The sequence below is a fragment of the Aromatoleum toluolicum genome, from assembly GCF_012911005.2.
Classification (GTDB): Bacteria; Pseudomonadota; Gammaproteobacteria; order Burkholderiales; family Rhodocyclaceae; genus Aromatoleum; species Aromatoleum toluolicum.
Genome location: NZ_WTVS01000216.1, coordinates 1 through 446, shown reverse-complemented (window position 1 = coordinate 446; position 446 = coordinate 1). Strand labels below are relative to the sequence as shown.

Below are 446 nucleotides of genomic sequence, written 5' to 3'. Positions count from 1 at the left end.
CGCACAAGGTGCGCGGCATGTACATCATGGGCGAGAACCCCGCCATGAGCGACCCCGACCTGAACCACGCGCGCCACGCGCTGGCCAGCCTGTCACACCTGGTGGTGCAGGACATCTTCCTGACCGAGACCGCCTGGCTGGCCGACGTGGTGCTGCCCGCCAGCGCCTGGCCTGAAAAAACCGGCACCGCCAGCAACACCGACCGCATGGTGCAGATGGGCCGCCGCGCGCTCAATCCGCCGGGCGATGCGCAGCCAGACCTGTGGATCATCCAGCAGATCGCCGCGCGCATGGGGCTTGGCTGGAACTACGAAGGCGAGGAGTCTGGCGTGGCCGCTGTCTACGACGAAATGCGCCAGGCCATGCACGCCAGCATCGAGGGCATCACCTGGGACCGCCTCGCACGCGATTCCAGTGTGACCTACCCCTGCCTCACGCCTGACGAC

General features: G+C 67.5%; 1 protein-coding gene. It reads left to right on the top strand.

Going from position 1 to position 446, the window contains the following annotated elements:
- Positions 1 to 17: 17 nt before the first annotated feature.
- On the top strand, positions 18 to 446 hold a 429-nt coding region (locus GPA27_RS28440; RefSeq protein ID WP_308446344.1), incomplete at its 3' end, for a molybdopterin-dependent oxidoreductase.